Origin of the sequence: Streptomyces sp. AK02-01A (assembly GCF_033795305.1) — a bacterium.
In the GTDB taxonomy this organism is placed as follows: domain Bacteria; phylum Actinomycetota; class Actinomycetes; order Streptomycetales; family Streptomycetaceae; genus Streptomyces.
Genome location: NZ_JARBAE010000010.1, coordinates 133,925 through 147,101, shown reverse-complemented (window position 1 = coordinate 147,101; position 13,177 = coordinate 133,925). Strand labels below are relative to the sequence as shown.

Below are 13,177 nucleotides of genomic sequence, written 5' to 3'. Positions count from 1 at the left end.
CGTTGTCACGCCATGGAGTCTGCTACCGAGCGGGCGGGCCGGCCGAGGAAGCTTGCGGGTACGTGTGTGGCCGGTCAGCGGGTGCCGGACGCCCTGAGCCCGTGCACTGTGTCCGCCGGAATGTACGCGCGGTGGTGCTCCGGTGATCAGCTTAAGCCCGCCAGGTAAAACGGACAAGTGGCTATAGGAAGGTGCAAATTACCGAAAAGTGTGCAGGCGTGTGGCGTATGCGCTCACACTTTTCCGGTCGGCTCGCTTCCTGTGGCCGAGACCGTGACCATTTTTCTGGCCGGGGCGTGGCGAAGCGGCCACTGAGAGCCGCGTTGCTCAGAACAGCGGCTCCGGAAGCACTCCTTCCAGAGCGAGCAGCCGGCGCTTTGTCTCCAGCCCGCCACCGAACCCACCGAGTCCTCCGTCGCTCTCCACCACCCGGTGGCACGGCACGACCACCGGCAGCGGGTTGGAGCCCATCGCCACACCCACTGCCTGGGCGGCCCGGGGCTGCCCGACCCGCTCGGCCAGATCGCCGTAACCGACCACGGTGCCGTACGAGACGCCCGTCGCCAGCTCGCGCAGCACCTGCCGGTTGAACCCCGAGGAGAGCGACCAGTCCAGCGGCAGACGAAACTCCCGGAGGCCGCCCGCGAAGTACGCGGACAGCATGCGTATCGGCTCGGCCAGCCGGCCCGTCGCCGATTCGACCGGCGTGGCACCGAGCCGGTCCCTCAGCCGCCCGAGCGCCTTCTCGCGCACCGGTTCCTCGGCGTGGAAGACGACGCTCACCAGTCCCTGGCCGGTGGCGGCCAGCAGCAGCGGTCCGATGTCGCTCCCGACCACGGCCCACTCGACCGACGACTGTCCGTAACTGTTCATGCGGCCCACCGTACGACCCGCCACTGACATCGATCCGCGCAGGCGGTTCGCCGGTCACCCGCTGACGGCGCGGTCCGTGCCGCGACGACCGCCGCACTCCGCCGCCGTGTCGTGTCCGTCGATTTCCGGGGCGCTGTTTGCATACCGGTCCGGCCGTCCTACCCTCGCCCGACCAGCGCTTCCGCACGCGGAGCACCAGGGGCGAAGGACATACCGGTATGCAGGGGACAATCGACGGATTCAGCTACGGCCTCGTCACACCTGTGGCGGCTTTTCTCATGGCCTGCCTGGGCGGTGCGCTCGGTCTGCGCTGCGCCGCGCGGTATCTGCGGACCAGGCATCCCTGGAAGGCCGGTTTACTCGTCCTCGGCGCGGCCTCGATCGGCTCCGGCGTCTGGACGATGCACTTCATCGCGATGATGGGTTTCGCCGTCTCCGGGACACCGGTCGGCTACGACCGCCTGACGACCTTCGCCAGCCTGGCCGTGGTGATCGTCATGACCGGCATCGGAATCCTCATCGTGGGCCACCGCGGTGCGACTCCGATGGCTCTGGTCACAGGCGGCACCATCACCGGTCTCTCCATCGCCACCATGCACTACCTCGGCATGGAGGGCATGCGGCTGCACGGGCGCATCGAGTACGACACCGTGACCGTCGCGCTCTCGGTCATGATCGCCGTCGCCGCGGCGATCACCGCGCTGTGGGTGATCACCTCGCACCGGGGCTTTCCGGCGAGCCTGGGCGCCTGTCTGGTGATGGGCGTCGCGGCCACCGGTATGCACTACACCGGCATGGCGGCGGTCAACATCCATCCGGAACTCCCCACCGGCGCCAGTGGTGGTGTCCCGGCCGTCGAGCTGCTCGCCCCGATGCTCATCGGCCCGGCGGTCTTCCTGGTGCTGGCGGGCGCGGTCGTCCTGATCGATCCGCTGATCGTGGCCGGTGGTCCGGACAGCGGGCCGCCGGTGCGGGCGGTGACCGGCCGGTGCAGGGGAGCGGTGCCCTCACAGCGGATGCGGCCGCGTCCGTCCTCCCGCGAACCCGCCGGCCGGACGGCCGTGAGGTCCGCGTGCCGCGACTCCCCGGACCTCCGTGACCGGTGATCCGCCACCGCTCAGGGCCCGACTGTCAGTGCGGGGTCGTACGGTGGATCCATGCGGCCCGTTTCCAAGATCGAACGTACGGTGGCGCCCTTCGAGGTCGTCAGCTCCTACCAGCCCAGCGGTGACCAGCCGGCGGCCATCGCCGAGCTGGAGCGTCGTGTTCGCGCAGGTGAGAAGGATGTCGTCCTGCTCGGTGCCACCGGCACGGGAAAGTCCGCGACCACCGCCTGGATGATCGAGAAGCTTCAGCGTCCCACTCTGGTGATGGCGCCGAACAAGACCCTCGCCGCCCAGTTGGCGAACGAGTTCCGCGAGCTGCTGCCCAACAACGCCGTCGAATACTTCGTCTCGTACTACGACTACTACCAGCCCGAGGCGTACGTCCCGCAGTCGGACACCTACATCGAGAAGGACTCCTCCATCAACGAGGAGGTCGAGCGGCTGCGCCACTCCGCGACGAACTCCCTCCTCACCCGGCGGGACGTGATCGTGGTCGCCTCCGTCTCCTGCATCTACGGCCTCGGTACGCCGCAGGAGTACGTGGACCGGATGGTGCCGCTGAAGGTGGGCGCCGAGATGGACCGGGACGAGTTGCTCCGCCGCTTCGTCGACATCCAGTACACGCGCAACGACGTGGCGTTCGCGCGCGGCACCTTCCGTGTCCGGGGCGACACCATCGAGATCTTCCCGGTCTACGAGGAACTGGCCGTCCGCATCGAGATGTTCGGTGACGAGATCGAGGCGCTGTCCACGCTGCACCCGCTCACCGGCGAGGTGATCAGCGACGACGACGAGCTCTACATCTTCCCGGCGAGCCACTACGTGGCAGGACCCGAGCGCATGGAGAAGGCGGTCAACGGCATCGAAAAGGAGCTGGAGTCCCGCCTGGGCGAGCTGGACAAGCAGGGCAAGCTGCTGGAATCACAGCGGCTGCGCATGCGTACGACGTACGACATCGAGATGATGCGCCAGATCGGCTCCTGCTCCGGTATCGAGAACTACTCGATGCATTTCGACGACCGTTCTCCCGGCACCGCGCCCAACACCCTCCTCGACTACTTCCCGGAGGACTTCCTGCTGGTCATCGACGAGTCGCATGTCACCGTGCCGCAGATCGGCGCGATGTACGAAGGCGACGCGTCCCGCAAGCGGACCCTCGTCGACCACGGCTTCCGGCTGCCGTCGGCGCTCGACAACCGGCCGCTGAAGTGGGAGGAGTTCCAGCAGCGGGTCGGCCAGGCCGTCTATCTCTCCGCCACCCCGGGGAACTACGAGCTCTCCCGGTCCGAGGGCTTTGTGGAGCAGATCATCCGCCCCACGGGACTCATCGACCCGGAGGTCGTCGTCAAGCCCACGGAGGGCCAGATCGACGACCTGGTGCACGAGATCCGTGAGCGCACCGCGAAGGACGAGCGGGTCCTGGTGACCACCCTCACCAAGAAGATGGCCGAGGACCTCACCGACTACTTCCTTGAGCTGGGCATCCAGGTGCGGTATCTGCACAGCGACGTCGACACTCTGCGCCGCGTCGAGCTGCTGCGCGAGCTGCGCGCCGGTGAGTACGACGTCCTCGTCGGCATCAACCTGCTGCGCGAGGGCCTCGACCTTCCGGAGGTCTCGCTGGTGGCGATCCTCGACGCCGACAAGGAAGGCTTCCTGCGCTCCGGCACCTCGCTGATCCAGACCATCGGCCGGGCCGCGCGAAACGTGTCGGGACAGGTCCATATGTACGCCGACAGAATCACTCCGGCGATGGAGAAGGCCATCGAGGAGACGAACCGCCGCCGCGAGAAGCAGGTCGCGTACAACACCGAGCGCGGTATCGACCCGCAGCCGCTCCGCAAGAAGATCAACGACATCGTCGCGACCATCGCGCGCGAGGAGGTCGACACCGAGGCGCTGCTGGGCACGGGCTACCGGCAGTCGAAGGACGGCAAACCGGGCAAGGCTCCGGTGCCTTCGCTCGGTGCGAAGGCGACCAAGGCGGCGAAGTCGAAGGCGGGCAAGGCCGGTTCGGCGGGCGCGGTTCTCACCGACCGTCCCGCCACCGAACTCGCCGGGATCATCGAGGAGATGACCGACCGGATGAGGGCCGCCGCCGCCGAGCTCCAGTTCGAGGTAGCGGCGCGCCTGCGTGACGAAGTGGGCGAACTGAAGAAGGAGTTGCGGCAAATGAGGGAGGCGGGGCTCGGCTGACGGCCCCGGGCACCGGGTGTGTTGCAAGACCGACACAAAAACGGTCCAAGCCTGCTACGCCGTCCGGGCGGCTGCGTAGGGTTCTGCGCAACCGCATACGGACGGTAGCGGGGGAACCATTCGAGAGGGGACGGCGCATGGTGGACGTATCCAAGGGCAGTGCGCCCGGGGGCCCTGGGGTCAATCTGACCAAGGGACAGGCCATCAGCCTGGAGAAGAAGGACGGCGGCAGCCTGACCGCGGTGCGTATGGGGCTCGGCTGGCAGGCCGCGCCGCGCCGGGGTCTGTTCGGCTCCCGCACCCGCGAGATCGACCTGGACGCCTCGGCGGTGCTGTTCGCCGACAAGCAGCCGGTCGACGTGGTCTTCTTCCGCCACCTCGTCAGCGATGACGGCTCGGTGCGGCACACCGGTGACAATCTGGTCGGCGGCGCCGGACAGGGCGGCGACGACGAAGCGATCCTGGTCGACCTCCAGCGGGTCCCGGTCCATATCGACCAGATCGTCTTCACGGTGAACTCCTTCACCGGGCAGACGTTCCAGGAGGTGCAGAACGCCTTCTGCCGCATCGTCGACGAGACCAACGGCCAGGAGCTCGCCCGTTACACGCTCGACGGCGGAGGCCAGTACACCGCGCAGATCATGGCGAAGGTGAACCGAGCGGGCGCGGGCTGGCAGATGACGGCCCTCGGAAACCCGGCCAACGGCCGTACGTTCCAGGACCTGATGCCGGCGATCCTTCCGCATCTGTAGACCGCGTCCCGCGCCGCGTCTGTGGACCGGGTCCGCAGAGACGCGTTCGCGGATACGGGTCTGTAGAGCGGATACGGGTCTGTGGTTACGGCACGGGTCTGTGGAAAACGACCGGTCCCGGCCGACGGCCCGGCCCGTCCGGTCGCGGGACGAAGGGCCGGCGCGCGGACGGGCCGGATCACACGGGCGACCGCGGCATCGCGGCGAGGCGCCGTCCGCGTGACACCGGCCGAGGTCGACGGCGGCGGCGTGGGCCGGCGAAGACCGGCCGGGCGGGGGCCCGACCGGTACGAGCGGCTTCCGGAGCCACGCCGCCGTCCCGCACCGCGGACCATGTCCGGCATTCCCGCAGCACCGACACCTGAACACCGACGCGGCACTGACGAGGGGACAGAGGCGATGACGGCCGAGCTGGTCCGGGGGCAGAACCACCCCTTGCCCCACACTCGACTGGAGATCCGGGTGGCGGCCGGCGCACCGCTCCTGGCGTGCGCCACCCTCGGCGACGCACAGGGCACCGTGCGCGGCACCGAGTGGCTCGCCCATCCCGGCTCGCCCACGCTTCCGGGCATCGAGGTGTCGCGCCAGGCCGCCGCCGACCTGCGCTTCCATGTCGATCTGGGCGCCATGCCGGAGCAGGTGGGGCTGGTGCGGATCCTGCTCGCTCTGCCCGAGGACACCGGAGGACCGGACCGCTTCGGTGTCACGGCCGCGCCCTTCGCCGCCGTCACCTCCACCGAGGGCACCGAGATCGCCAGCTTCACGCTCACCGGTCTGGGCGCCGAGTCCGCCGTCGTCGCGCTGGAGCTCTACCGCCGCCAGGGCGCCTGGAAGGTCCGGGCCGTCGGCCAGGGATACGCGGGCGGGCTCGCCGAACTGCTGAGCGACCAGGGACTCGCGCGGGCCCGTGCCGTCGCCACGGGCATCCAGGAGACGGTCGCCCGGCATCTGGCCGGCGCGGTCCAGGCGCCGCTGTCCAGTGCGCCGGACAGCGCCCGGTCCAGGCCCGACGGCGTGCCGTCGTCCGCCGCACCGGCCCCGGCCGGCTCCGTCCCGGCCCAGCAGCCAGCGTCCGCCACGCCACGGGCCGCCGTGCCCGACGCCGTGCCGCAGCCGGCCGGCGCCCAGCAGGACGGAGCGGTCAATTACACGCATCCGGGCCGTCGGACGTCCACACCGCCCACACCACCTCCGGCGGCGCCGCCCGCCGAGCCGGGACAGCCGCGCCGCCCGGTCGCCGGCGATGCCACGGGCTGGTCCCTGGAGGAGCGGCTCTACAACCAGGTCTGGGGCATGTTCGAGGACCTGGCCCGCTCCGTGGCGGCGTACCGCAGTGCGATGGACTTCGCCGAGTCCCGGATGGACCAGGAACTGGACCGGGTTCTCGCCGATCCGCGCAACCGCGTCGGCGGCGCGGGCGACGCCGCCCGGGAGGCGGCCCGCGCCAAGCACGACGAGCTCGCCGCGCGGGCCCGTGAGGTCCTCGACCGCGATCTCGATCAGCTCGTCGCCGAATCCGAGGTCGTCGAGCCCGCGCTGCCGGCCGCCTACGCCCGCTGGGACAACCCCGTATGGCATGCCTATCGCGTTCCGATGGAGATCCCGATGGCGCTGCGCCTGGGCGATGTCCATCTGCCCGAGCACCCGGATCTGCGGATACCGATGCTCGTACGGCTGCCGCTGGAGCGAGGACTCTGGGTGGACAGCGGCCGGGCCGGTTCCGAGGCCGCGCTGCTGATGGACGAGGCCCAGCTCCGCGGGCTCGCCATGGACACCGCGGTCTCCGTCGCCGGACGTCTCCTCGCCGTGTATCCGCCCGGCGAGTTCACGGTCCATGTGATCGACCCGGCCGGTTCGGCGGCCGCCTCGCTGGCTCCGCTGACGGTGACCGGCGTCCTCGCCGAGCCGCCCGCGGCCGGCGCCGCGGGAGTGTCGGCCGTCCTCGCGAAGCTCACGCGGCGGGTGGATCTGCTGCAGATGGCGGTGCGCGGCGGCGCCGCCGGCTCTCTCCCGCCGGATCTGGACGCCGCCGAGCATCTGCTGATCGTCAATGACTTCCCGCACGGCTTCGACGACCGCGCGGTGACCCAGTTGCGCTATCTCGCCGACGAAGGGCCGACGGTGGGTGTGCATCTGCTGATGGTCGTGGACCGTGAGGAGACGAGCGACTACGGACCGGTGCTGGATCCGCTCTGGCGGTCCATGCTGCGGATCACCCCTGTCCCGGACGATCATCTGGCCGATCCCTGGGTCGGCCATGTCTGGACGTATGAGCCGCCCGCGGTCCCGAGAGGCAGCCGGGTGCTCGTCCAGGCGCTGGAACAGGTGGCGGCCGCCAGGCGTGCCTGGCGGCGCTGACCTGCACACTTGGCAGCTCTTTACCTCATTCTTTACCTTCTCTTGGTTTTTCCTGTACTCTTCTTTGCAGCGGAGGGGAGTACTCCCACATCGCGACGTACCCGTCAATACGGACCGCCATCGGTCCCGGGGCGTCGGCCCGGGGAGCGGCAGTGCCGCCCGGGTGGAGGAGACCTCCGGCAGCGACGACGCTGATCAGTTGCCGTACGACGCCGGAGGCGCAAGTGGATGTTTCATGGACCCTGTGGACACTGACCATTCTTGGTCTGTCCGCGTTGATCGCGGTCGACTTCTTCATCGGGCGCAAGCCCCATGACGTGTCGATGAAGGAAGCCGGAATCTGGACGGGCGTCTGGATCGCCCTGGCCGCGCTGTTCGGACTCGGTCTGATGGTCTTCGGCACGAGCCAGGCTTCCGGCGAGTTCTTCGCGGGCTTCATCACGGAGAAGTCGCTCAGTGTCGACAACCTCTTCGTCTTCGTCCTGATCATGGCGAAGTTCTCGGTGCCGTCGCATCTTCAGCAGCGGGTGCTGCTCATCGGGGTGCTGATAGCGCTCGTCCTGCGCGCGGTGTTCATCGCCGCCGGCGCCGCGATCATCGCCAGCTTCTCGTGGGTCTTCTTCATCTTCGGCGCGTTCCTGATCTACACCGCCTGGAAACTCATCCAGGAGGCGCGCTCCGGCGAGGAGGAAGAGGAGTTCGAGGAGAACCGCCTTCTCAAGTCCATCGAGCGGCGCTTCGGAGTCGCCGACCAGTACCACGGCACCAAGCTGTTCATACGGAACAACGGCAAGCGGATCCTGACCCCGCTGATGGTGGTCATGCTCGCCATCGGCACCACCGATGTGCTGTTCGCGCTGGACTCCATACCGGCGATCTTCGGTCTGACCCAGGACCCGTACATCGTCTTCACCGCCAACGCCTTCGCCCTGATGGGGCTGCGGCAGCTCTACTTCCTCATCGGCGGACTGCTGAGGAGGCTGGTGCACCTCAGCTACGGCCTGTCGGTCATCCTGGGCTTCATCGGAGTGAAGCTGGTGCTGCACGCGCTCCACGAGACGGGAGTGCATGTCCCCGAGATCTCCATCCCGGTCTCGCTGGCCGTCATCTGCGGCGTCCTGATCATCACCACGATCACCAGCCTGATCGCCTCCAAGAAGCAGGCGGAGCGCGATGCGGTGGCCGAGGCGGAGAGGGCGGAGAAGGCGGACAGCATCTAAGCCTGACCCGCGCACGGCGGACGCGGGGCGAGCGGCGGCGCTGCCGCTCGCCCCGCCTCCGCGTCCGGCCGCCGGACCGGACCCGTCGGGTCACCAGCCGCGGGCGCGCCAAGCCGCCAGGTGGGGGCGTTCGTCACCGAGGGTGGAGTCGTTTCCGTGGCCGGGATAGATCCAGGTCTCGTCCGGCAGCGGCTCGAAGATCTTCGATTCGAGCCCGTCCATCAGGCTCGTGAAGTCCGCGGGGTTCCCGGTCTTCCCGGGGCCGCCGGGGAAGAGGCAGTCGCCCGTGAAGGCATGCGGATGGCCGTGCGGGTCGTCGTAGACCAGGACGATGGAGCCGGGAGTGTGGCCCACCAGCCGCAGGGCGGTGAGCTCGATCCGGCCGACCTTGATCGTGTCACCGTCCTCGACCGGGACATCGGTGGGGACGGGGATGCCCTCGGCGTCGTACCGGCCCGCGAAAGTACGGGCGCCCGTGGCCGCCACGACCTCGGCGAGAGCCTGCCAGTGGTCGCCATGGCGATGAGTGGTGACGACGGACGCGATGCCGTCGTCGCCGATCAGGGTCAGCAGCGTCGCGGCGTCACAGGCCGCGTCGATGAGCAACTGCTCGCCGGTGGTCCGGCAGCGCAGCAGATAGGCGTTGTTCTCCATCGGCCCGACGGCGACCTTGGAGATCATCAGGGCCGGCAACTCGTGCACATCCGCCGGCCCGCCGACTTTCACCGCTCCGCTGTACGTCATACGGCTCAGCCTATAGCGGAGGCAGCACGGGCAGTTGGCCGTCCGGCGCCTTCAGCGCGGCCCCGTCGCGGCGGCCCGCGAGCCAGCCCATCAGATCCGGCGCCGGCCCGCTGACGGAGAGCGCGGTGCCCTCTGTGCGGCCGGTGCGCCAGATGCGCCCGTCGGACGCGCTCAGGGCCAGTGGCGGGACGGCGGGATTGCCGGAGAAGCGCTCCGCGAGGAAGCCGATCTCCCGGTCGGTGAACTCGTCGGAGAGATCTTCAAGATCACGGCCCAGGCCCAGGTCGACATGGTGCAGCTCGACCTCGGCCCAGCGCCGGAAAGGGACTCGGGCGGCCATGTCCGTGACGCCGTTGCGCATCGTGACCACACGCGTCCAGTCGGCGGGCAGGGCCGAGGAATGCTGGAAGCGGGCGGCGGTGTTACGTACATCGGTGAGCTGGACCGCGAGGGACCTGGACGCGTCCCGCTCGATGTCGGCCTCCCGCGCTTCGGCGCTCTCGTACATCGGCCGGCCCTCAAGAACATTGGCCAAGGCGTCCGCGTTCCTGGCGATATGGGCCAGCACATGTCCACGGCTCCAGCCCGGCAGCCGTGACGGCGCGGCCAGGCCGGCGTTGTCCAGAAGAGCGGCTTCGCTGAGAAGCCGTTCGGTCGCTTCACGTACAGATGCCAGGTCGTGCACATGATCGATCATGTGCAGACGATAGCGCCGCCACTCGATCGGGTGAAGGCAGTCGGCGGCAGCCAAAAATCGAATGTGCGTGCTATAGGCTCGGGAGAGGCATCCTGGCATGTAGGCAATCCGAAGCCCGGCAGACCAAAGCCGGCACATACCGCTTGGCAACCATCGCTGTGGCGACCCCCCTAGTCTGGGATGGGGGCTCCGCCCCTGCTTCTCTTCAGAAAGGTGCGGACCGGCGTGGCCGACCGTCTCATCGTCCGTGGCGCGCGCGAGCACAATCTCAAAAACGTGTCGCTCGACCTCCCCCGTGACTCCCTCATCGTCTTCACCGGGCTCTCCGGGTCGGGCAAGTCCTCTCTCGCGTTCGACACGATCTTCGCCGAAGGACAGCGCCGGTACGTGGAGTCGCTCTCCTCCTACGCCCGGCAGTTCCTCGGTCAGATGGACAAGCCGGACGTCGACTTCATCGAAGGTCTCTCCCCGGCCGTCTCCATCGACCAGAAGTCGACCTCGCGCAACCCGCGCTCGACGGTCGGCACGATCACCGAGGTCTACGACTACCTCCGGCTGCTCTTCGCCAGGATCGGCAAGCCGCACTGCCCCGAGTGCGGCCGGCCGATCTCACGGCAGTCGCCGCAGGCCATCGTCGACAGAGTGCTGGAGCTGCCCGAGGGCAGCCGTTTCCAGGTTCTCTCGCCGCTCGTCCGCGAGCGCAAGGGCGAGTTCGTCGACCTCTTCGCCGATCTGCAGACCAAGGGCTACAGCCGGGCCAGGGTCGACGGCCGGACCATCCAGCTCACCGAGCCGCCCGCGCTCAAGAAGCAGGAGAAGCACACCATCGAGGTGGTCGTCGACCGCCTCACGGTGAAGGACAGCGCCAAGCGCCGGCTGACCGACTCGGTCGAGACCGCCCTCGGCCTCTCCGGTGGCATGGTCGTGCTCGACTTCGTGGACCTCCCGGAGGACGACCCCGAGCGCGAGCGGATGTACTCCGAGCACCTGTACTGCCCGTACGACGACCTCTCCTTCGAGGAGCTGGAGCCGCGCTCCTTCTCCTTCAACTCGCCCTTCGGCGCCTGCCCCGACTGCACCGGCATCGGTACGCGGATGGAGGTCGACCCGGAGCTGATCGTCCCGGACGAGGAGAAGTCGCTCGACGAGGGTGCGATTCATCCGTGGTCGCACGGCCACACCAGGGAGTACTTCGGCCGGCTGATCGGCGGCCTCTCCGAGGCCCTCGGCTTCCGTACGGACATTCCGTGGGCGGGACTGCCGCAGCGCGCCAAGAAGGCCCTGCTGTACGGCCACAAGACCCAGGTCGAGGTCCGCTACCGCAACAGGTACGGGCGGGAGCGCGCCTACACCACCCCCGCCTTCGAAGGCGCGGTCTCCTTCGTCAAGCGGCGGCACTCGGAGGCCGAGAGCGACACCAGCAGGGAGCGCTTCGAGGGCTATATGCGCGAGGTGCCCTGCCCGACCTGTGAGGGCACCAGGCTCAAGCCGATCGTCCTGGCGGTCACGGTCATGGAGAAGTCCATCGCCGATGTCGCCGCGCTGTCGATCAGCGACTGCGCGGAGTTCCTCGGCAGGCTCACGCTGAACGCCCGGGACAAGAAGATCGCCGAGCGGGTGCTCAAGGAGGTCAACGAGCGGCTGAAGTTCCTGGTCGACGTCGGCCTGGACTATCTGTCGCTGAACCGCGCGGCCGGGACACTCTCCGGCGGTGAGGCGCAGCGCATCCGGCTCGCCACACAGATCGGCTCCGGTCTGGTCGGTGTGCTGTACGTCCTCGACGAGCCGTCCATCGGCCTGCACCAGCGGGACAACCACCGGCTCATCGAGACCCTGGTCCGGCTCCGTGACATGGGCAACACCCTGATCGTCGTGGAGCACGACGAGGACACCATCAAGGTGGCCGACTGGGTGGTGGACATCGGCCCCGGCGCGGGTGAGCACGGCGGCAAGGTCGTGCACTCCGGACCGTTGAAGGGCCTCCTGGCCAACAAGGAGTCGCTGACCGGCCAGTACCTCGCCCGCAAGAGGTCCATTCCCACCCCGGACATCCGCAGGCCCGTCGACCCGGCTCGGCAGCTCACCGTGCACGGCGCGCGGGAGAACAACCTGCGGGACATCGACGTGTCCTTCCCGCTGGGCGTGTTCGCGGCGGTCACGGGCGTCTCGGGCTCCGGCAAGTCGACGCTGGTCAACGACATCCTCTACACCCACCTGGCGCGCGAGCTGAACGGCGCGAAGTCGGTGCCCGGACGGCACACCCGGGTCGACGGCGACGACCTGGTCGACAAGGTCGTCCATGTCGACCAGTCGCCCATCGGCCGTACGCCCCGGTCCAACCCGGCCACGTACACCGGGGTCTTCGACCATGTCCGCAAGCTCTTCGCGGAGACGATGGAGGCCAAGGTCCGCGGCTATCTCCCCGGGCGCTTCTCGTTCAACGTCAAGGGCGGCCGCTGCGAGAACTGCTCGGGCGACGGCACCATCAAGATCGAGATGAACTTCCTGCCCGATGTCTATGTCCCGTGCGAGGTCTGCCACGGCGCGCGTTACAACCGGGAGACGCTGGAGGTCCACTACAAGGGCAAGTCCATCGCCGAGGTGCTGGACATGCCGATCGAGGAGGCCCTGGACTTCTTCGAGGCGGTCCCGACGATCTCGCGTCATCTGAAGACCCTCAACGAGGTGGGCCTGGGCTATGTCCGGCTGGGCCAGTCGGCGCCGACCCTCTCGGGCGGCGAGGCGCAGCGGGTGAAGCTGTCGAGCGAGCTGCAGAAGCGTTCCACGGGCCGTACGGTCTATGTCCTGGACGAGCCCACGACCGGTCTGCACTTCGAGGACATCAGCAAGCTGATCACGGTGCTGTCGGGTCTGGTCGAGAAGGGCAACTCGGTGATCGTCATCGAGCACAACCTGGACGTCATCAAGACGGCGGACTGGGTGATCGACATGGGTCCCGAAGGCGGCAACGGCGGCGGTCTGGTCATCGCGGAAGGCACCCCGGAGCAGGTGGCCGGGGTTCCGGCCAGCCACACCGGGAAGTTTCTGCGGGAGATTCTCGACGCGGAGCGGATCAGTGACGCGTCGCCCGAGAAGAAGACCACCACGCGGAAGACCACGGCGCGGAAGACCGCGGCCAAGAAGCCGGTCGCGGCCAGGACGGGCTCCGGGCGCGCCTGACCGTCCCACCCGCCGGGCGGCTGCGGTCGCCTCTTCCCGGGCACAATCCCG

The 13,177-nt window shown here is 68.7% G+C and carries 9 protein-coding genes; 6 read left to right on the top strand and 3 right to left on the bottom strand.

Features of this window, described 5'->3' with window-relative positions:
* Nucleotides 1-327 precede the first annotated feature (327 nt).
* A complete protein-coding gene (locus PV679_RS13225) occupies nucleotides 328-873 on the bottom strand; it encodes a methylated-DNA--[protein]-cysteine S-methyltransferase (RefSeq protein WP_319680358.1) in 546 nt (181 codons plus the stop codon).
* Nucleotides 874-1,091: 218 nt separating this feature from the next.
* Between PV679_RS13225 and PV679_RS13220 the strand changes: the two genes are divergently transcribed.
* The 5 genes from PV679_RS13220 (at nucleotide 1,092) to PV679_RS13200 (ending at nucleotide 8,505) form a co-directional block, all read left to right on the top strand.
* On the top strand, nucleotides 1,092-1,979 hold the full coding sequence (locus PV679_RS13220) for an MHYT domain-containing protein (protein WP_319680357.1): 888 nt from the start codon (nucleotides 1,092-1,094) through the stop codon (nucleotides 1,977-1,979).
* A gap of 51 nt (nucleotides 1,980-2,030) precedes the next feature.
* Nucleotides 2,031-4,175: an excinuclease ABC subunit UvrB gene (gene uvrB, locus PV679_RS13215; protein WP_319680356.1), complete on the top strand. Its 2,145-nt coding sequence runs from the start codon at nucleotides 2,031-2,033 to the stop codon at nucleotides 4,173-4,175.
* Between the two features lie 137 nt (nucleotides 4,176-4,312).
* Entirely contained in the window at nucleotides 4,313-4,927 is a 615-nt protein-coding gene (locus PV679_RS13210) for a TerD family protein (RefSeq protein ID WP_319680355.1), read from the top strand.
* A gap of 399 nt (nucleotides 4,928-5,326) precedes the next feature.
* Nucleotides 5,327-7,285 (top strand): TerD family protein, encoded by a 1,959-nt coding sequence (locus tag PV679_RS13205; protein ID WP_319680354.1) that lies wholly within the window; start codon nucleotides 5,327-5,329, stop codon nucleotides 7,283-7,285.
* A gap of 224 nt (nucleotides 7,286-7,509) precedes the next feature.
* Complete coding sequence (locus tag PV679_RS13200) at nucleotides 7,510-8,505, top strand: TerC family protein (RefSeq protein ID WP_319680353.1); 996 nt, start codon at nucleotides 7,510-7,512, stop codon at nucleotides 8,503-8,505.
* Between the two features lie 90 nt (nucleotides 8,506-8,595).
* Here PV679_RS13200 and PV679_RS13195 read toward each other — a convergent pair whose 3' ends face one another.
* Both PV679_RS13195 and PV679_RS13190 read right to left on the bottom strand, forming a co-directional pair.
* Nucleotides 8,596-9,249 carry an MBL fold metallo-hydrolase gene (locus PV679_RS13195; RefSeq protein WP_319680352.1) on the bottom strand — a complete coding sequence of 218 codons (654 nt, stop codon included), beginning with the start codon at nucleotides 9,247-9,249 and terminating at the stop codon, nucleotides 8,596-8,598.
* 10 nt (nucleotides 9,250-9,259) lie between these two features.
* A complete protein-coding gene (locus tag PV679_RS13190; protein ID WP_319680351.1) occupies nucleotides 9,260-9,946 on the bottom strand; it encodes a maleylpyruvate isomerase family mycothiol-dependent enzyme in 687 nt (228 codons plus the stop codon).
* Nucleotides 9,947-10,171: 225 nt separating this feature from the next.
* Here PV679_RS13190 and uvrA point away from each other — a divergent pair, with 225 nt between their 5' ends.
* The gene (gene uvrA / locus PV679_RS13185; protein WP_319680350.1) at nucleotides 10,172-13,126 is read left to right on the top strand and encodes an excinuclease ABC subunit UvrA; all 2,955 of its coding nucleotides are present in this window, start codon (nucleotides 10,172-10,174) and stop codon (nucleotides 13,124-13,126) included.
* The last annotated feature ends 51 nt before the right edge of the window (nucleotides 13,127-13,177 follow it).

Excerpts from the sequence above, each read along its gene's own strand:
- PV679_RS13225 (WP_319680358.1), bottom strand. The coding sequence starts at position 873 with ATGAACAGTTACGGACAGTCGTCGGTCGAGTGGGCCGTGGTCGGGAGC.
- PV679_RS13220 (WP_319680357.1), top strand. The coding sequence starts at position 1,092 with ATGCAGGGGACAATCGACGGATTCAGCTACGGCCTCGTCACACCTGTG.
- uvrB (WP_319680356.1), top strand. The coding sequence starts at position 2,031 with ATGCGGCCCGTTTCCAAGATCGAACGTACGGTGGCGCCCTTCGAGGTC.
- PV679_RS13210 (WP_319680355.1), top strand. The coding sequence starts at position 4,313 with ATGGTGGACGTATCCAAGGGCAGTGCGCCCGGGGGCCCTGGGGTCAAT.
- PV679_RS13205 (WP_319680354.1), top strand. The coding sequence starts at position 5,327 with ATGACGGCCGAGCTGGTCCGGGGGCAGAACCACCCCTTGCCCCACACT.
- PV679_RS13195 (WP_319680352.1), bottom strand. The coding sequence starts at position 9,249 with ATGACGTACAGCGGAGCGGTGAAAGTCGGCGGGCCGGCGGATGTGCAC.
- PV679_RS13190 (WP_319680351.1), bottom strand. The coding sequence starts at position 9,946 with ATGATCGATCATGTGCACGACCTGGCATCTGTACGTGAAGCGACCGAA.